Origin of the sequence: Myxococcus vastator, assembly GCF_010894475.1 — a bacterium.
Taxonomy (GTDB): Bacteria; Myxococcota; Myxococcia; order Myxococcales; family Myxococcaceae; genus Myxococcus; species Myxococcus vastator.
Genome location: NZ_JAAIYB010000151.1, coordinates 1 through 17,464, shown reverse-complemented (window position 1 = coordinate 17,464; position 17,464 = coordinate 1). Strand labels below are relative to the sequence as shown.

Genomic DNA, 17,464 nt, shown 5'->3' with positions numbered 1-17,464 from the left:
GTTCAGGAGGGAATCAGCAATCCGCCACGGGGGGAGGGGCGCCAGGCCGGAACCGGTGCCCCTGAAGGCGCGCGAAAAAGCCGAGCAACTCCAAGGGGTTGGAGCTGGATTTCAAGCCCACGGCGCTGCCAGGGATGTCACGGAGAAGTGGCATGCTGATTGCTCGATTCGCGCGTCACATCAGACCACTGATGAACGTTTCCAGCCCTCCGGCGGGACTGGAACGGAAGCTCCGCAGCACCGAGAAGCCACGAGGCGACACCCACAATGCGACCGTCCTCCTACAACCAGCGCACTCTCTCGAAGATCGCCTCCCTGCAGGGCGTGGGACTCCACTCGGGTGCCCGGGTGACGCTCACCCTGCGCCCGGCGCCCCCGGGGCATGGCATCGTCTTCGTGCGCACGGACCTCGCCCGCCCGGTGAGCATCCCCGCGCTGGCGGAGTACGTGGTGGACACCTCGCTGGCCACGACGCTGGGCCGTGACGGGGTCCGCGTGGGCACGGTGGAGCACCTGATGGCGGCGCTGGCCGGCATGGGCATCGACAACCTCCGGGTGGAGCTGGACGGTCCGGAAGTCCCCATCATGGACGGCAGCGCGGCGCCCTTCGCGGCGCTCATCCAGAGCGCGGGTGTGCGGGAGCAGGAGGCGCCCAAGGAGCTGCTGGTCATCCGCAAGGCGGTGTCGGTTGTGGACGGCGACAAGCAGGCCTCGCTCACGCCGGCCCGGCACTTCCGCATCAGCTGCACCATCGACTTCGAGCACCCCGTCATCCAGGGCCAGTCCTTCGACCTGGACTTCGGCGACCGGGACTTCGCGCGTGAGATTTCCCGCGCGCGCACCTTCGGCTTCCTGCGGGACGTGGAGAAGCTGAAGCAGCTGGGCCTGGCTCGGGGCGGTTCGCTGGAGAACGCCATCGTCGTGGACGAGGTCTCCATCCTCAACCCGGACGGGCTGCGCTTCCCGGACGAGTTCGTTCGTCACAAGATTCTGGACGCCATCGGCGACGTGTCGCTGTTCGGCCGGCCCGTCGTCGGCCACATGACGGCGTACAAGACGGGCCACGCGCTCAACCACAAGCTGGTGCGCAAGGTGATGGCCGACCCGAGCTGCTACGAAATCGTCCCCGCCCGCCGCCGCGAGCTGGAGGGCATGGGATTGGGCTTCTCCGGACTGGCCGGCGCGCTGGACTTCGAGCCGCTGGTCGCCTGACGTCATTAACTTGCAGGTCCGGGAAGGCTCGGCTAAGTGGGCGGGCTATGCTCAACCGTCCCACCCGCGTCATCCTCGCCGCGCTCCTGGCGGCCACCTTCACCGCCGGCTGTAACAAGGAGAAGGCGCCGGCCACCGCTCCCGCGGCGCCGCAGGCCGCGGGCGAGCCCGCGCCCGACACTGTCGTCGCGACGTTCGGCGACGGGCAGAAGATCACCTACAAGGAGCTCAACGAGCGCCTCCAGGAGCCGCTGGCCAACCTGGAGAAGCAGAAGTCGCAGCTCCTGAAGCGTGGCCTGGACGGCATGGTGACGGAGAAGCTCGTGGATGCCGAGGCCAAGAAGCGCGGCATCTCCCAAGAGGCGTACCTGAAGGCGGAGATCGACGACAAGGTCCCCGCGCCCACCGACGAGCGCATCAAGGAAGTCTACGACGGCGCCGCCGGTCAGCTGCCCGAGGGCTCCACCTTCGAGCAGATGAAGCCGCAGATCGTGGAGTTCCTGACGCAGCAGCCGAAGCAGGAGCGCGCGCAGGCCCTCTTCGAGGAGCTGCGCAAGTCCGCCAACGTCAAGGTGACGCTGCCGGAGCCGCCGAAGGCCCCCGTCGTCCGCAAGCAGGTGGCCGCCACGGGCGCCGCCAAGGGTGGCCCGGAGGGCGCGCCCGTCACCATCGTCGAGTTCAGCGACTTCCAGTGCCCGTTCTGCAGCCGCGCCAACCCGGCGCTGGCGCAGGTGCAGCAGGAGTACGGCGACAAGGTCCGCATCGTGTTCCGCCACTTCCCGCTCGACTTCCACAAGGAGGCGCCGAAGGCCTCCGAGGCCTCGCTGTGCGCGCAGGACCAGGGCAAGTTCTGGGAGATGCACGACCACCTCTTCGCCAACCAGCAGGCGCTGAGCGTGGACGCGCTGAAGAAGCACGCCGCCGACCTGAAGCTGGACACGGAGAAGTTCAACGCGTGCCTGGACTCGGGTGAGAAGGGCGCCATCGTCCAGAAGGACCTGGCCGAGGGCAAGCAGGCGGGCGTGTCCGGCACCCCGGCCTTCTTCATCAACGGCATCCTGCTGTCCGGCGCGCAGCCCTTCGATGAGTTCAAGAGCATCATCGACGCGGAGCTGAACGCGCCGAAGAAGTAGTCCCCGGCAGTCGGAGAGGTGGGCAGTGGCGACACGACCCAAAGCCACGCCCCGCCTCGCGGGTGATGCGGCATCGCTCGACCTGGAGCGGCCGCTCGCCCAGGGGTTGTCCCCCGCCCGTCCCCTCCAGGCCTGGTTCCACGGGCCGGAGGGGATGGTCCTCCTCCAGGAGCCGCCCGGCTTCGCTGGCTTCCTCGCCGGCAGCCTGCGCACCCTGTCGGTGGAGGAGGTCTTCGCCCACGTCCTGTCCGGCATCCGCAGCGGCTTGCTCGCGGTGCAGCACGCCACGGGTCGCCGCACGGTGTCCTTCCGGGACGGACAGGTGGTGTTCGCCACCTCCACGGAGCGCTGGGAGCGGCTGGGCGCGGCGCTGCTCCGCCTGGGCCTGCTGACGCAGGCGCAGTTGACGCAGGCCCTGTCGCGCGTGACGCCGTCGCGCCGCATCGGCCAGGTGCTCACGTCGGAGGGGCTCGTCTCCGAGGCCAACCTGTACAGCGCCATGACGTACGTGGTGCGTGAGGTGGTGCTCAGCCTCTTCGAACTGGAGGACGGCGGCTTCGTCTTCGTCGAGGGCCCCGCGCCCATGGCGGACGTGGTGAAGCTGCCCGAGCGCACGCGGGACCTGGTCCTCACCGGAATCAAGCGGGCGGAGCTGGTGTCGCGCCTGCGCCGGCGCTTCCCGGACGACATGCGCGCGACGCTGGGCCCTGAAGGGCCACTGCCGGGTGAAGAGCGGTTGTTCGCCCGGCTGGCGGACGGGCTGCCACTGGCCGGCCTGCGCGCGTCCTACGAGGGCGGCCCGCACGCCTTCTACACGTGGCTGGAAGAGGCCGTGCGCGGCGGCAACGTGGCCGTCCACCCCGCGGCGCCGCCGCCGACGCAGGCGCCCGCCGTGGAGGGCATGGCCTGGGAGCTGCTGTCCGCCGAGGAGCGCTACAACCTGCTGTTGTCCCTGGTGCACCGGGCCCTGGGCGACGCCGGGGAGGACACGGACCTGCTGCGCGGCTTCCTGGACGCGCCGCCGCAGGGGCTGGAGGACGCGTACGCCGGGGTGACGCTGGCGGCGGACGGGCGCGTGGACGTGGCGCGGCTGAGGGCCAACCTCGCCTCGGGAGGCGAGGCGGTGGGCCGGGCCCTCACGTTGGAGGCCCTGGACGCCTTCGTGTCCTATGCGTTGTTTTCAGCGCGCAACGTCCTGCCCACGGAGGTGGCGGAGCGGCTGTCCAACACCTACCGCACGCTCCAGGGAGGGCTGGCCTAGGGGGCCGCCCGTGCCCACGTTCGCCGTCACGGCGTTTGGGGCGGGGAGCGGGCATGGGCGCGATGCGGAAGTGGGTGTGGGGACTCCTGGCGCTGACGACGGCCTGCAGTGGCGCTCGCCAGGCGGTGACACACGAGGGCACCGGCGGCTCCGGGCCCGCCCCGTCCGTGGAGGCCGCGAGCCAGGACAGCCGCTCGACGACGCGCCGCTACGTGGACGAAGATTTGGGCTTCGAAATCATCCGGCCCACGGCGGACTGGCAGCTGGACGAGACGAATGAGCGCACGCCGGAGGGGCTCGCCATTCCCGTCATCCTCCGCCACAACGTCTCCGGGGCGCAGGTGGTGTTGCAGGTGGCGCCCGCGGTGGCCTCGCCCACGCAGTTCGCGGAGCGGCTCACCGAGGGGCTCCGTCAGCACCCGGGCTTCACCACCACGGACCCGGCGCCCATCGCGCTGTCGGACACCGCGGTGGGCTTCGACTTCCAGGTGGGGGATGGCGTGCACGGCAAGGTGGCCGTGCGTGAAGGCATCCCCGGGCGCGTGTTGATGATGCTGGCCACCTGGCCGGCGCAGGCCGCGGCGGACGTGCCCCAGAGCGTGGATGCGCTCATCCAGGGCGTCCGCCCGCTGGCGGGGCCGGCGACGGCGTGGAAGGTGCCCCAGCGCTGAGGGCGCCCCTTCCTCCGGGACGCCCTCTGGCGGGAAGGCCGCGCTACTTCGCGCGCTTCCGGGCCGGCTTGGCCTTGCTGGCCTTGGGCGCGGGCGCCGCTTCGACGGGCGCGGTGTCCTGCGTCCGCGCGCGCAGGCGGACGTACTCCACCAGGGTGCGCACGCCCACGCCGGTGCCGCCCTTGCTCAGGTAGCCGCGCTCCTTGGGGCTGCTGGACGGGCCGGCGATGTCCAGGTGCACCCACGGCGTGTCGGCCACGAACTCACGGAGGAAGATGGCGGCGTTGATGGCGCCGGCCCAGCGCTCGCCGGAGTTCTTCATGTCGGCGACCTCGGAGCGCAGGGCGTCCTTCTGCATGTCGCTGATGGGCATGCGCCACATCTCCTCGCCCGCGGTGCGCGCGGCCTGGAGCACCTGCGCCACCGTCTCCTCGTGGTCGCCGAAGGCGCCGACGATGTAGTTGCCCAGCGCGACGACGCAGGCGCCCGTGAGCGTGGCCAGGTCGATGATGGCGGCCGGCTGGTGCTCGGTGGCCCACGTCAGGATGTCGCCCAGCACCAGGCGGCCCTCCGCGTCCGTGTTGGTGACCTCCACCGTCTTGCCCAGGCGCGAGGTGAGGATGTCACCCGGCTTGTAGGCGTTGCCGGCCGGCATGTTCTCGCACGCGCCGATGAAGGCGTGCACGGGGAAGGGCGGCTTGAGCGCGGCGATGACCTTCATGGCGCCCAGCACCGCGGCCGAGCCCGCCATGTCCGTCTTCATGTCCACCATGCCGTCCGTCGGCTTGAGCGACAGGCCGCCCGAGTCGAAGGTGATGGCCTTGCCCACCAGCGCCAGCGGCGGCTGTCGGGCGTCGCGCGCGTTCTTGGGCGTGTACGTCAGGTGGATGAGGCGAGGCTCCTCGGTGCTCCCCGCGGTGACGCCGAGGAACATGCCCATGTCGAGCTTCTCGATGTCGCGGCGGTTGCCGATGGTGACCTTCAGCCCGCCTTCCTTCGCGGCCTGACGCGCGGCCTCAGCCAGCACCGTGGGCGTCACCGCGTTGGGCGGCTCGTTGACGAGGTCGCGGGCCCAGTTGGTCGCCTCCGCGATGCGCTGTGCCAGCGTCAGCGCGTCATCCAGCTCGCGCGTGCGCTCCGTGCCCTCGGGGAGCACCAGGGACACCTTGCCCAGCTTCGCGGCGCCCTTCTTCTCCTCGCGCGCGGAGGACTTGTACTTGTCGAAGCGGTAGACGCCCAGCGCCACGCCTTCCACCACGGCGCGCACCGCGTCCTGCGCGGACTCGGTGGCCGGCAGGGCGAACGCCACCGAGGTGACCTTGAGCCGCTGCGCTGTCTTCGCGGCGCGGCCGGCGGCCAGCCGCAGCACCTCTGGATGGAAGCGGGCGCGGTTTCCCAGGCCCAGCAGCAGCACGCGCTCGGACGACGTGCGCCCCAGGGTGTGCATCACCAGGCTCTGGTCCGCGCGTGCCTTGAAGCCTTCCTGGGTGGCGGCGCCGCGCAGGCGTCCCTCCAGGGCGCCATCCGCCGAGGAGAGGGAGGACGGGGCGCTGTCTCCCAGCTCACCCTCGAAGAGGGGAATGACGAGCAGGTCGCCGCTCGTCCGCGTGGCATCGCCGGAGACGAAGCTGAAGTTCATGGGCCGTGAAACTCCTGAACGGTGGAAAGGCTTGGGCTTGTGTAGAGGGCGCGGACTGTAACGCCCGCCTTGTTACGCGCAAAGCGTTGGATTTCATTCGAGCATTGCATTGCTTCGTTGCACTGGGTAGCAGTGTGGGGAATGCCCACGCTGCTGATGCATCTGACCGCCATTGAACGGATGGCCGCCAACCCGGGTGAGCTGCCGGCGGATTGGGTGCGTGCGTTGTCGGAGGACCTGCCGTATGCGCGCTTCGGCGCGGCGCTGCCAGACCTCCCGCTGTGCGAAGGTCTCCGCGGGGGGCTCGCCGCCTTCCTGCCCGAACGGGAGCTGCCGCACTTCGCGCGGCTGTACCACGAGCGCGCTCCCGTGGGCTTCGGGCTGAAGATGGCGGAGCTGGTGGCCTCCGGCGCGCTGGTGGGCACCGAGCCGGGCCTCGCGGTGCTCGCGGGCTACTTCACGCACCTGTGCGTGGACCGCCGGCTGTATCCGGTGGTGGACAGGCTGGTGGTGCGACACCGCCGCCGGGGTGAGCGCGCCCTGGACGCGCACCGCGACATCGAATGGGCGCAGACGCTCTTCTACCTGCGCGAGCTGCACGGCATGGAGCTGCTCGGCACGCCGCGGCTGCGGGAGAAGTGTCAGGTGGTGAAGAGCCCGGGCTTCCCGTGGCGGGGCATTGGCGGCGGGCTCTACGAGCTGGTTCGTTTGTCCTCACAGGAACGCGTGGGCCAGGCACCTGGCAAGTCGGAGGTGGATGGCTGGGTGCGCGGCCTGTACGTCTCCGGTCTCTTCCTTTCAAGCCCCATGGGCCGGGCGCGCGCGTTGCCGGCCTATGCGCGGCTGTCGTTCCAGGAGCTGTACCGCAACGACACCTTCGACTTCGCCGCGGAGGTGGAAGGCGCGCTGGAGACGGCGCGTGGCGTGCTGCGTCGGTTGCACGGCTACATGGCGAGGGGCACCTTCACGCCCCGTACGCGCGCCCGCTTCCTGGAGGCCTTCCCCGAAGGGACGCTGGGCGCACGGGCGGCGTGACACCCGCGGAGCAGGCGTCCTGGCGAGCCCGGCGTGCGCGGGGAATGGCGCTGTCCGAAGCGCGAGGCCGCTCCTATCCTCGAAGAGGAATGACGGTCCTACTCCTCATCGCGGTGGGCGCGCTCGCGGGTACCCTGGGTGCGATGCTCGGCATCGGAGGCGGAATCGTCCTGGTGCCCGCGCTGGTGCTGGGGTTCGACATTCCGTTGGAGCAGGCCATCCCCGCGAGCCTCATGTGCGTGGTGGCCAGCTCGTGCTCCGCCGCCGCGGGCTATGTGCACAAACACCTGAGTGACATCCGCCTGGGGCTGTCGCTGGAGCTGGCGACGGTGATGGGCGCCATCGCTGGCGGCATGGTGGCGGCCATGGTGGCGCCGGCGATGGTGGCGGTGGTGTTCGGGCTCTTCACGCTCTACGTGGCGCTGCAGATGTTGCTGCTGCGCTCGCCGCATCAAGAGCCCGCCGCGCTGGACGACTACGCGCCCACCAACTACCCGCTGGGCATCTCCGGCTCCTTCGTGGCCGGTGGCCTGTCCTCGCTGTTGGGGGTGGGCGGAGGACCGCTCAAGGTGCCGCTGATGGCGTACGGCATGCACGTGCCGTTCAAGGTGGCCAGCGCGACGAGCAACCTGATGATTGGCGTCACGGGCGCCGCGAGCGTTGCCGCGTACGCGCTGAGGGGCCATCTGAAACTGGCGCTGGTGTCGCCGCTGGTGGTGGGGGTCCTGGGAGGCGCATATGTGGGCAGCCGGCTGATGCCGAGGGTGCCCACGGCGGTGCTCAAGCGTTTGTTCGCGGTGGTGTTGCTGGTGGTCGCGGGACAGATGCTGTGGAAGGGAGGGGAGGGATTGTGGCCGAGCATCCTGAAGTGAGTGAACCCGAGGACGCGCGAGCGGCACGCGCTTCCGTGTCCGCGGTGGCGGCGGAGCATCCCGCCGTTTCGCACAACGTGGCAGTCACGGGAGGGGCCGCGTCGCTGACGCAACCGGACGCGGGGGCGGCGGAGCAGGTGCGACATCATCACCGTGAGCGCGCGGTGGTGGGCGACCGGTGGATTGCGCGGGTGCTGCGCGTCGGCGCGGTGGTCAGCGGCGGGATGTTCGTCCTGTCGCTGGGGCTGGAGGCCATGCCCCAATCCGAGCGCGTGCACGTCGCCATCGACTTATTGCGAAAGGGCGCCGCGTCCCTGCTGTTGGTGACGCCCGTGGCGCGGCTCGCGGTGGCGGGCACGCTGCTGGGCCTGCGGGGGGAGTGGCGCTACATGGCGATGGCCGCGGGCGTGCTGGGGTTGCTCGCGGTCGCCGTGGGAGCTGGCATCCAAGCCTAGAGGCGCGCGCGTGTGACGGCGCTCTCCCCGGTGCCAGGGAAGAGCGCTCACACGCCGCGCGCGGTGAAGTGGGCCAGGATGTTCTGGACCTTGGCCACTTCGCCCGGCTGCCCCAGCTCCTGGTAGAGCGGAAGCAGCGTCTCGAACTGCGTGCGGGCCGCCGCGAAGTCCTGCTGGTAGTAGCAGGACAGGCCCAGGTCCCAGCGGGCGCGGGCCTCGTACGCGTGGTCGTGCAGCTCCTGGTACAGCTCCACCGCGCGGAGCAGGTGCGGGCGCGCACCCTCGTGGTTGCCGAGCAGCCCCTCGGACTCGCCCAGCAGCAGGTGGCCCAGCGCGAGCGCCTCCGGGTCCTCACCCTGCTCCAGCAGCGGCACGGCCTCCAGGAAGCGCTTGCGGGCGGGCTCGTATTCGCCCTTCTCCATGCGGATGTCGCCAATGTCGATGAGCAGCCGCGCCACCCGCTCCGTGTTGCGCGTCTGGCGCAGGAGGATGAGCGCCTCCTGGTACTTCTCCTCGGCGGCCTCCGGCTGGCCCAGCGAGCGCAGGGACTCGCCGATGCATGCGCGGGCCAGGGCCTCGCCCTCACGGTCCTTGGACTCGTTGAAGAGCATGGCGGCGCGGGCAATCTGTTCAATGGCGCCCCGGTGGTCCTCGAAGTTCGCCTTCACCACGCCCAGCCCCATCAGGGCCTGCGCCTGGCCGGGCTTGTACTTCGCCTCCAGGAACTTCTCGAGCGCCTCTTCGTAGAGCTGCCGGCTGGCGGCGTGGTCCTCCAATAGGCCGTGCAGCTCGGCCAGGGTCACCAGGCCCTGGCCCACCTCGGTGGGCGAGCCGGTGATGCGCAGCGGCGCCAGCGCGTTCTTCTGCTTCTGGATGGCGTCGAGGATGTGGGTGCGTTGGGTGTCTTCGGGCGGGTGGTGCATGGGGGGCCTCAGGCGTCGCCACCCTTGCGGCGGCGGGAGGTCTTGTCCAACGAATCGTCCTTCTCGCTCCCGTCAGTCCCGTTGGCGGCCACGGCCAGGGGCTGGGCGCCCGGGTGCCGGTCCTTCTCCACCTTTTCGGCCTTCTCGTGGACGAGGATGGGGGAGAAGAAGCAGTCCTTCTTCGTGTACTCGTCGAAGGCGAAGGCGAAGCGGTAGCTGGCCGCCGCGCGCTGGTTGCAGTCGGTGCGCTCGCAGAAGCGGCAGGAGATGCCGGACGGAATGGCGTCCTTGCGCAGGTCCGTCGTGGGCAGGCCGTAGGCCAGGTACTTGGCGTTCTCCGCGTGGGTGCCCAGGCCAATGGAGTACGCGGTGCCCTTGACGATGGAGCCCTCGATCGGCTGGAGCTGCACCTTGGCGAAGCAGAAGTAGGCGGTCCCGTCCGGCATGATGGAGTACTGCCGCGTCAGCTGGGACGGGTTGAGGAAGGCCAGGTGCACGGCCCACTTGGCGCAGCTTCCGCCGCCGCTGGCGAAGCGGATGCCGGTGCCGCTGTAGCGCTTGGAGATGTTGCCGGCGATGTCCGCGCGCAGGAAGTGGAACGGAATCCCGGGCCGCTTCGGGTCCGACAGGTTGCACAGGCGGTGGGCCACCGTCTCGTAGGTGGAGCCGAAGATGCTGGACAGGAGCTCCACGTCGTAGCGCGTGCGCTGCACCTCCTTGAAGAAGTCCCCGTAGGGCAGCATCAGCGCGCCGGCGAAGTAGTTGGCCAGGTTCACCTTGATGAGCCGCTGCGTCTCCCCGTGGCGCATGCGGCCCGCGTCCAGCACGCGCTCCATCAGCTTCTCGCGGTCCATCACCAGCAGGCCAATGGACGCGGCAATCTGGAACTTCAGCGGCTGCTCGGTGAGGAAGGGCGACAGCGTCAGCGTCCGCTCCTCCGGGTCCAACCGCCGCACCACGGACGAGCCGGAGGGGGACGGGTCGTCGAAGAGGACGCGGTAGCCGAAGCGCTCCTCCAGCAGCCGGATGAGCTGACCGCTGGTGAGCTGCCGCTCCAGGCGCACGTCGCGGCGCAGCGCGTCCGCCTGCTCCTCCAGCTCCGGGAAGTAGTTGCGGTGCTTCTCCAGGAAGTCGCTGACCTCGTCGAAGGGCGAGTAGTCGAAGCGCACGCCGGGCGCGGCGCCGTTGCCTGGTCCGCCCTGGGCGCGCGTGCGCTCCTCGACGTTGAGCTGCGCCAGCACGTTCTCCAGTTGCGTGCGGGTGTTCTTGTAGAGGTTGAAGAGCGCCGCCACCGTGCCCGCGAGCTTCGGCTCCGCGGAGAGGGACTGGAGCGACTCCGGGTCGATGTCGAGGCTCTTGAGGAGCGGCTCGTCCAGCAGCTTCGCGAGCGCTTCATCCACGCGGCCTTCGCCCAGCGTGGACATGAACTGCTCGGGGTCCTGGTCGAAGTAGCGCAGGGCCTTCCAGAGCAGGGGGAAGGGCATCACCCGCTTGCCCTTCTCGATGAGGTTCAGGTACGCCGGGGAAACGCCCAGGTCCTTGGCTGCGTCCGCCTGCTTGATGTTCCGTGCAAGGCGCAGTCCCCGAAGCTTCAGGCCCACGTTGGCGTTCAGTGCGTTGTCGTTCATGGCCGGATGCGTTGAGACCCCCCGGCGATCGCGAATGGCCGCGCGCGCCTCGGGCTCTTTACCCACTCTGCAAATCGATTTACCGATTTGCAATGATCGTTTTCATCCAGGATGACCCCTGTCGGGCCAGCGACGGGTCGGCTGGACCGCGGTCGGAGCGTGCGCCCTGGGTGCGTTCAACTTCATGAAATCACTGGCCTTTGAGGCGTGTAGGGAACCTGCCCCCTCCTCCGTTGCAGCGCCTTGTCAAACATTTACTGATGCGTTGCGGCATGGCTGGGGTCACGTTTCGGTAAACGCGAAAGCGTGGATTTACAGGGCTGCGAGGGGGGCCATGGGCGATCGGCGCCGGAGCACCCGGGACACATGGGTGCCCCCGAAGCCGAACGAGTTGCTCATGACGGCGTCCACCTGCTGCCGGGGAGCGATTCACCTCCGGCGCGTGATGGGCGAACCTTCGCCGCGTATGGAGGGTGGGCATGGATGGCCGCGAAGGGGGAGGCGGGCGCCGCCGCGCATTCGGGCCCGCGCCGCCGCCGTCATCCTGCTCGGCCTGTCGCTGCTGTCGTGTCAGGCGCCGCTGCGGCCCCATCCCCGGGAGGAGCCGGCGGCGCTGCGCTACAACCTCACCTATGTGCGTGAGCCCGAGCACGCGGTGGACGTGGAGGTGGTGCTGGTGCGGGGCACGCCGCGCGAGTTCCTCTTCAGCCAGCCGGGCGCCGTGACGACGGTGTCCGCGCACCAGGAGGATGGTGGCGTCCAGCAACTGCCCGTCCAGGAGGGCCGCGTCTTGCTGCCTCGGGGGACGCGCTTCTTGCGCTACCGCTACGCGCTGGACGCCTCCCTTCGCGAGCGCGGCCCCGACTTCTTCCAGGGCTCCGGGGACGGCGATGCGCGGCACGTCGCGGGCCGCGTGTACCTCATCCGGCCGCGGGTGGTGAAGCCGGGGCTGCGCGTGGAGCTGTCGGTGGTGGGCACCGACGCCTTGCTGCCGTGGCAGCCGGGAGAAAATGGCGTGTACCGGCTTCGCGGCGAGGACCTGGTGGACTCGGGCTTCCACGGCTTCGGAGGCCGCCGGTGCCAGGTGCGCCTGCCGGACGCGGTGCTGGACGTGGCCATCCTGGGACACTTCACGCACCTGCGCGACGAGGCGGTCTGCACCTGGCTGGGCAAGGCCGCCGAGGAGGTCCGCACCGTGCGGCGCGCCTTCCCGCATCCCCGCATCACCGTGCGGGTCATCCCCGCGCCCGGACACCGGGGGCCCAGCGTCTTCGGCATGGTGCGCTGGAGCTCGCCGCCCAGCATCTCCATCAGCGTGGGACAGGAGGCGCGGCCGGAGGACTTCGCGCGGGACTGGGTGGCCGTCCACGAGATGCTGCACCTGACCCATCCTGTCTTCGTGCCCCGCGTGTCCTGGCTGTCGGAGGGGCTGGCCACCTACTACACGGAGGTCGCGCGTGCGCGCTCCGGACGGCAGGACTCGCGGCGCGCCTGGGCGGAGCTGCTGGGCGGCTTCGCTCGGGGGCGCGAGGGCAATGACACGCGAACCATGCGGGAGGCCGTGTCTCAAGACAGCTTTTCGCTCGCTGTCTATTGGACGGGAGCGCTCTTCGCGTTGCATCTGGATGTGGAATTGCGCCGTATCACTGGAAACACGCAAGGGCTGGATGACGTGCTGGAGCTGCTCGCGACGCGCGGCGGTTCCTCGACCTTCGGGGCCTTCGGTTCCGCGGTGGATGCCGTCGCGGGACAGCCGCTGTTCAATGCTCTGCTGGAGCGGCACTTGCCGCGGCCCGCTTTTGCGGAGCAGGCCGGTCTGCTAGAAGCGCTGGGTGTCCAGGAAGGACCCAACGGCGTCTCGCTGGTACCCGCTCGAGACAGCCTGTTGCGTGATTCGGTGGTCGGTCGGCGCAGCCACGGCGAAACACCTTGAATGCACCCGCGACCTCCACACAGCACCCCCCACGCAGTACCGAAAGGAAGTCCCAGTCATGAACGTCAAGGCGCTTGCAGCGGTTGTCGGCACCCTGTCCCTGGCCGCGCTGGCCACGGGTTGTGCGACCAAGAAGTCGGCGGAGATGGAGCCCGCCACCGCCGAGGAGACCGGCGCGGAGAGCAGCGGTGCCACGGAGGCGCAGGAGGCGCAGGAGGCCGCTCCGGCCGCGACCGAGGAGAAGGGCGCCGAGGGCAGCTGTGGCGCCGGCTCGTGCGGCGCCGGCTCCTGCGGCGGCGAGAAGAAGGAGTAGTTCCGCCGGACCGAAGTCCCAGGGGGCCTGGTGAAACCCGGGCCTTCGTCGCCGGGCGGCTGCGCGGCTCCACCGCCGCCCGGGTTGTTTCCCACGCCTCGAGAGGGCTTCCGCCGTGGTGACGTACGCACAGCGACATGGGCTGAAGCCGCTGGGCGCGGGCATCGGGCTGCGCAGGAGCTTCTATGCGGAGCTGCCGCGCACCGGACGGACGCTCGACTGGGTGGAGCTCATCCCGGAGAACTTCCTGTCGCTGGGGGGGCGCTCGCAGCGCGCGCTGGATGCCTGCGCGGAGCGGTGGCCCGTGTTGCCCCACGGCGTGGGGTTGAACATCGGCGGTCCGGACGCGCTGGACGACGACTACGTCCGGGGACTGTCGGCGCTGGTGAAGCGGGTGGACGCGCCCTTCTTCTCCGACCACCTCTGCTTTTCGCGGCTGGACGGCGTGTACCTGCACGACTTGCTGCCGCTGCCGTTCAGCGAGGCCGCTGTCGACCACGTGGTGCCCCGCGTGCGCGAGGTGATGGACCGGGTGGGCCGTCCCTTCCTGCTGGAGAACCCCAGCTACTACGCGCGGATGCCCGGCGGCACGCTGCGGGAAGCGGACTTCCTCCGCCACGTCGTGGAGCAGGCGGACTGTGGGCTGCTGCTGGACGTGAACAACGTCTACGTCAACGCGCGCAACCATGGCTACGACGCGCGGGCCTTCGTGGACGCCCTGCCGCTGGAGCGCGTGGTGCAGATTCACCTGGCCGGCCACACGTGCTACCCGGACGTCATCGTCGACACGCACGGCGACCGCGTCTGCGACGACGTGTGGTCGCTCTACCGCTACGTGCTGGCGCGCACCGGCCCCGTGGCGACGCTCATCGAGTGGGACCAGGACATCCCCTCCCTGGACGCGGTGCTGGACGAGGCGGACGTGGCGCGGGCGGCGCTGCGGGAGGTCGCCGGACGATGAAGCCGTCCCTGCGCGACTTCTTCGACAGCATGGGGGACTACCTCGCCGCGCCCGGCCCGGAGTCCCTGGAGGCGCTGTACGCGAGGCACCCGGGGTGGGAGGCGCCGCGTGAGCGGGTGTCGCTCTACGGCGGCTTCGTGCTCGGCCATGTGCGCTCCGCGCTGGACAAGGTGTTTCCGCTGACGCGCCAGGCCCTGGGGCAGGACGCCTGGGACGGCCTGGGGGTGGCCTTCACGCGGACGCGGCCCGCGCGGCACCATGAGCTCAACCACCTGTGTGAGGGCTTCCCCGCGTTCCTCGCGGACGCGGCGGCCTCGCGGGGCGTGGCGCCCTTCGTGCCCGCACTGGCCCGCTTCGAGTGGACCGACTTCGCGGTGTTCGCGTCCCTGGCGCCTGTTCCCGAGCGCGTGGAGCGGCTGACGGCCAACCCCACCCTGGTGGTGTTGGAGCACGACTTCCACGTGTGTGCGTACGTGCGGGCTCGAGGCGCCGCGACGTCACCGGAGGCGGGCGCGGAGCTGGCGCTGCTGTGGCGCCACCCGGAGCAGTTGAAGACGCTCTACATGGCCGCCACGCCACCGGCGCTGCTGGTGCTGAAGATGGCGGTGGAAGGACTGGCCCTGGCGGACGTGGTGGCGGCCACGGGCATGGCGGAAGCCGACCTGCGAGCAACGGTGACGCGCTTCGGCCGTGACGGACTGGTGCTCCTCCCGGAGAACGGCGGCGGGCGTTGAAGGGCCCGCGCCGTCCGGGCGCTCAGTGCCAGGGGTACGTCACCAGGCCCCGCGCCGTGCCCACGTAGCGGGGGCCTCCTGGGGCCACGAGCAGGGCCCGCACGTCCGGGTCCGGCAAGCCCTCATCCGCTCCGAAGTGGGTGGCGATGTCGGCCGTCACGTCGTAGCGCACCAGCCCATTCTTCGTGCCGGCCCAGAGGATGTCCCGGGTGCGCGCGTCCACGGCCTGCCGTTCGAAGTGGAGCGTGCGAACCTCCTCGTCCCGCAGCCCCCAGGGCGCGTCGCGCAGCGCGGGAGCGGGCCGTCCCAGGGCGCTGAAGCCCTTCCTCGTGCCGGCGAACACCTGGCCCTCCGGCCCCACGGCCACGGACAGGACGTCGTCATCGGGAATGGCCGGCGGCGCGTGAAGCCGCACCGCGACTTCGGCGAGCCCGGGCTCGAAGGCTTCATCCGCCCAGATGGTGATTTCCGCCAGGCCGCCCGAGGTGGCCGCCCAGGCCGTCACGCGCTCCGGGCTGGAGTCCGGGGAGATGGCGAGCTGCCGCACGTCTCGTCCCTCCAGCAGGCGGCGGCCTCCCACGGTGCCGGTGCGTCCTCCCGCGGAGGGGTCGCTCGCGCGGGTGAGGACCAGTCCCCGGCGGGTGCCCAGCAGCAGCACGTCCGGGGTTTCCCATGCGGCCACCGCGGTCACCGCCGCGCCCGTGGCCCCCAGCATGGCGCCCGTGTGTCGTGTGCAGGTGCGCTGGACGCACCGGAGCACGCCGCCGCCGTCGGTGCCCACGAAGAGCACGTTGCCGCCTCCACCTTGGAACGCATGGAGCGACAGGGCCGGGGCGTCCACGTCCAGCACCGCCGTGGAGGCACGCTCCGCATACACCCGAGGTGAGGCCCCATCGGCGTAGCGAAGCCCGTCCGGGGTGAGCGCCAGGGCCACCACGGGGCGCTGCGCGCCCGGGACGTCCTCCATCAGCCGCGCACGTCCCAGCGGCAGCACCGTGAAGGACGCCGCCGCGCGGCTCACCGCGCCGTCCTGGGCGGTGGCGGTCAGCACCGTCGTGTGGCGACCGGCCAGGGGGAAGGCCAGGGTGGCGGTGGGCTGCGGCAGAATGACCGCCGAAAGGCTCCCCGCCAGGTTGTCCAGCCACGCCAGCTGCGCGATGTGGCCCTGGGGGGCCGCGGGCCTCGCGAAGCCGGTGAGGCGCACGGGCTGCCCCTCCAGGCAGGGGCCTCTGCCGCAATCCAGCCCGCCTTGCAGCACGCCCTCCACCCGCACGTCGGGCGCGCCATTCACGGTGACGGCCACGGTCGCCGCGCAGGCCAGTCCCCACGGGTCCGTCGCGGTGAGCGTCAGCACGTGGTGGCCGGGCGTGGACAGCCGGAGGGTGTGCGTGCTCGGCCCCTGGGCCAGGGCGCCGTCCCGCGAGGACACCCACGTGTAGCGCAGTCCCGTCCGTGCATCCTCCGCGTCCGACGCCGAACCCGTGAGCGCCCGCGGCACGCCCGCGTTCACCACCGCGTCCGGAAGCGGTGCCTGGATGGCGCAGCCCGTGGGCGGCGTGTTGACGATGGCGTGGACCGGCCGCTCCACGCAGCCGCGCAGCGCGGCGTCCTCGGGGTCCACGGCGCACGCGGACAACACCTGCGCGCCCGCCACGGACAGCACGGCGCTCACGGCTTCACCCGTGCCCAGGGGCGTGGGTGAAGCGCTGGTGCTCCAGAGGGGCTCCACCGGCTGCGCCGTCTCCGGGTCCACGCAGCGGGCCCGCAGCCGGCTGGGGACGTCCACGAGCAGGCGTGGATTCTCGGTCGTGGGGAACTCCAGCTCGCACCGGGGCGGGAGGTTGGTGACCAGCCGCACCCGCACGCTGTCCGAGGCGGTGTTGCCGAGCCCATCCACCACCCGCGCCATCACCGTGTAGACGCCGGGCGTGGTGAAGGCGTGCGTCAGGGCCGGGCCCTGGCCCAGCGGACGCCCCGTGGGCGCCAGGCTCCACTCCACCGCGCCGTCCAGGTTGCCCGCGCCGCCCTCGGCGTGGAAGTCCTGGGCGGTGGCCGCGAAGCGGACCGAGGCGCCGTGGGGTGGGGCCTCGCCTTGCTTCACGAAAATCTCCGCGGGCTCGGGCCGGAGGATGCGCACGCTGGGCGCGCGCGTGGCGCGGACGGTGACGCGCACGGCGGCGGTGGAGGAGACACCCGTGGCGGGGTCCACCGCCGTGCAGCGGAGGGTGTCCTCTCCGGCCACGGACAAGGTCGCCCGCACCACGTCGCCGGTGGGCAGCGGCCCGGACCGCGCGGACGTCCACCGCACCGCGCGCCCCTGGAGCCGCACGCCGCGCTCCGTCAGCGCCACGCACTCCAACTCCAGCACCTCGCCCAGGTTGAAGGTGCTGCCGGGGGTGGGACGCGCCACGGTGGCCCATGGGGCCCCCCGCGCGAGCACGTTCAGGTGGAGTGACGCGCTCGCGGCCAGTCCACCGGCATCCACCACCGAGGCGGTCAGCCGCTGCGCTCCCGGTTCGCGGAAGGTGAGGGTGGCCCGTGCGCCGCGGGCGAGCTGGCCTTCGACGGAGGAGACCCACAGCACGTTGGCGCCCAGCGCGGCGCCTTGCTCCACGTCCTCGACGGTGGCCACGAACTCCGCGGCCTGTCCCACGCGCACCGGGAGCAGGTCCAGGGTGGGGGGGACTTCGAGCC

Annotated in this window: 15 protein-coding genes; 11 read left to right on the top strand and 4 right to left on the bottom strand. The window is 71.0% G+C overall.

The window, feature by feature from the left end; all coding sequences use genetic code 11:
* Positions 1-267 precede the first annotated feature (267 nt).
* Genes lpxC through G4D87_RS16860 form a run of 4 tightly spaced genes read left to right on the top strand, consistent with a single transcriptional unit; the run spans position 268 to position 4,277 of the window.
* Positions 268-1,212: a UDP-3-O-acyl-N-acetylglucosamine deacetylase gene (gene lpxC, locus G4D87_RS16875; protein WP_163783095.1), complete on the top strand. Its 945-nt coding sequence runs from the start codon at positions 268-270 to the stop codon at positions 1,210-1,212.
* Between the two features lie 47 nt (positions 1,213-1,259).
* Positions 1,260-2,345 carry a thioredoxin domain-containing protein gene (locus G4D87_RS16870; protein ID WP_163783094.1) on the top strand — a complete coding sequence of 362 codons (1,086 nt, stop codon included), beginning with the start codon at positions 1,260-1,262 and terminating at the stop codon, positions 2,343-2,345.
* Positions 2,346-2,370: 25 nt separating this feature from the next.
* Entirely contained in the window at positions 2,371-3,606 is a 1,236-nt protein-coding gene (locus G4D87_RS16865) for a DUF4388 domain-containing protein (protein ID WP_163783093.1), read from the top strand.
* Between the two features lie 53 nt (positions 3,607-3,659).
* Positions 3,660-4,277, top strand: a complete 618-nt coding sequence (locus G4D87_RS16860; RefSeq protein ID WP_163783092.1) for a hypothetical protein — start codon at positions 3,660-3,662, stop codon at positions 4,275-4,277.
* Between the two features lie 43 nt (positions 4,278-4,320).
* On the opposite strand, the gene G4D87_RS16855 is transcribed toward G4D87_RS16860, so the two are convergent.
* Positions 4,321-5,916, bottom strand: coding sequence for a leucyl aminopeptidase (locus G4D87_RS16855; protein ID WP_163783091.1), 1,596 nt, complete (start codon positions 5,914-5,916; stop codon positions 4,321-4,323).
* 141 nt (positions 5,917-6,057) lie between these two features.
* Between G4D87_RS16855 and G4D87_RS16850 the strand changes: the two genes are divergently transcribed.
* The 3 genes from G4D87_RS16850 to G4D87_RS16840 all read left to right on the top strand — a co-directional run bounded on the left by G4D87_RS16850 (position 6,058) and on the right by G4D87_RS16840 (position 8,278).
* On the top strand, positions 6,058-6,951 hold the full coding sequence (locus G4D87_RS16850; RefSeq protein ID WP_163783090.1) for a zinc dependent phospholipase C family protein: 894 nt from the start codon (positions 6,058-6,060) through the stop codon (positions 6,949-6,951).
* 89 nt (positions 6,952-7,040) lie between these two features.
* Positions 7,041-7,823, top strand: coding sequence for a sulfite exporter TauE/SafE family protein (locus G4D87_RS16845; protein WP_163783089.1), 783 nt, complete (start codon positions 7,041-7,043; stop codon positions 7,821-7,823).
* Positions 7,820-8,278: a hypothetical protein gene (locus G4D87_RS16840; RefSeq protein ID WP_163783097.1), complete on the top strand. Its 459-nt coding sequence runs from the start codon at positions 7,820-7,822 to the stop codon at positions 8,276-8,278. Before G4D87_RS16845 ends, G4D87_RS16840 begins: the two co-directional genes overlap by 4 nt.
* A 47-nt stretch (positions 8,279-8,325) precedes the next feature.
* Here G4D87_RS16840 and G4D87_RS16835 read toward each other — a convergent pair whose 3' ends face one another.
* Positions 8,326-9,201, bottom strand: coding sequence for a tetratricopeptide repeat protein (locus G4D87_RS16835; protein WP_163783088.1), 876 nt, complete (start codon positions 9,199-9,201; stop codon positions 8,326-8,328).
* A gap of 8 nt (positions 9,202-9,209) precedes the next feature.
* Complete coding sequence (locus tag G4D87_RS16830) at positions 9,210-10,829, bottom strand: helix-turn-helix domain-containing protein (RefSeq protein WP_163783087.1); 1,620 nt, start codon at positions 10,827-10,829, stop codon at positions 9,210-9,212.
* Between the two features lie 445 nt (positions 10,830-11,274).
* Here G4D87_RS16830 and G4D87_RS16825 point away from each other — a divergent pair, with 445 nt between their 5' ends.
* The 4 genes from G4D87_RS16825 to G4D87_RS16810 all read left to right on the top strand — a co-directional run bounded on the left by G4D87_RS16825 (position 11,275) and on the right by G4D87_RS16810 (position 14,770).
* Positions 11,275-12,762: a M61 metallopeptidase family protein gene (locus tag G4D87_RS16825; RefSeq protein WP_240358333.1), complete on the top strand. Its 1,488-nt coding sequence runs from the start codon at positions 11,275-11,277 to the stop codon at positions 12,760-12,762.
* Positions 12,763-12,820: 58 nt separating this feature from the next.
* Complete coding sequence (locus G4D87_RS16820; RefSeq protein WP_163783086.1) at positions 12,821-13,075, top strand: hypothetical protein; 255 nt, start codon at positions 12,821-12,823, stop codon at positions 13,073-13,075.
* Positions 13,076-13,190: 115 nt separating this feature from the next.
* Positions 13,191-14,036, top strand: a complete 846-nt coding sequence (gene bufB, locus G4D87_RS16815) for an MNIO family bufferin maturase (protein WP_163783085.1) — start codon at positions 13,191-13,193, stop codon at positions 14,034-14,036.
* Entirely contained in the window at positions 14,033-14,770 is a 738-nt protein-coding gene (locus tag G4D87_RS16810; protein WP_163783084.1) for an HvfC/BufC N-terminal domain-containing protein, read from the top strand. Before bufB ends, G4D87_RS16810 begins: the two co-directional genes overlap by 4 nt.
* Before the next feature lie 22 nt (positions 14,771-14,792).
* On the opposite strand, the gene G4D87_RS16805 is transcribed toward G4D87_RS16810, so the two are convergent.
* On the bottom strand, positions 14,793-17,464 hold a 2,672-nt coding region (locus tag G4D87_RS16805), incomplete at its 5' end, for a hypothetical protein (RefSeq protein WP_163783083.1).